Consider the following 630-nt stretch of genomic DNA (forward strand, 5'->3'; position numbering starts at 1 on the left):
TTCGACACAGGAAGAACTCCTGCAAGCGTATACTCGTATTGCCAATATGGTTAAAGATGCACAGAATACGGATGTCGACGATACCCTTTTTGAAACGGAAGAAGAAAAGGCTTTATATGCCGCATGCCTGGCTGCTGAAGCTGAATTGCCTCAGGCCTACGCCATTTATGACTACCGTTGTGCCGTTGAAATTTTGGGTCGTGCCGTAAGTGCTATTAATAACTTCCTGGATAATGTATTAGTCATGCACGAAAAGGAAGCCGTTAAGAATAATCGTATGAACTTACTGACCAGAACGCTGGGTTTAATCAGTCCTGTAGGAGACATTAAGAAGTTATCCTAAAGTAGGGAGGGTGCGTGTATGAAGATTAACTTTAAAACTCTGGCTGTCGGCTTGTTAATTGCCGTGGCAGCTTCCGTCAGCGTCGGTGCGGCTACGCCCGGATACGGTGTGGGAACGGCCAATGATGATGTAGTTCTTAAAGCCTCGCAAACAACGGGGTACAATACATATATAAATCAGAGATACGGATATTCTGTCGACATTCCTGCGGTAGCTACCGAATCGGAAGCAACGCCGTCAGGAGACGGATGTTATTTTGAGGATCCTAAGACGCAGGCCGTTATTTC

General features: G+C 45.9%; 1 protein-coding gene and 1 pseudogene. Both read left to right on the plus strand.

Going from position 1 to position 630, the window contains the following annotated elements; all coding sequences use genetic code 11:
- A partial coding sequence (locus PGX78_RS09100; protein WP_270446645.1) for a DALR anticodon-binding domain-containing protein occupies nucleotides 1–343 on the plus strand: 343 nt, incomplete at its 5' end.
- Between the two features lie 18 nt (nucleotides 344–361).
- A pseudogene (locus tag PGX78_RS09105) lies at nucleotides 362–630 on the plus strand (hypothetical protein); the annotation flags it as partial.

This window comes from Megasphaera sp. AF13-6AC, from assembly GCF_027685385.1.
In the GTDB taxonomy this organism is placed as follows: domain Bacteria; phylum Bacillota; class Negativicutes; order Veillonellales; family Megasphaeraceae; genus Megasphaera; species Megasphaera micronuciformis.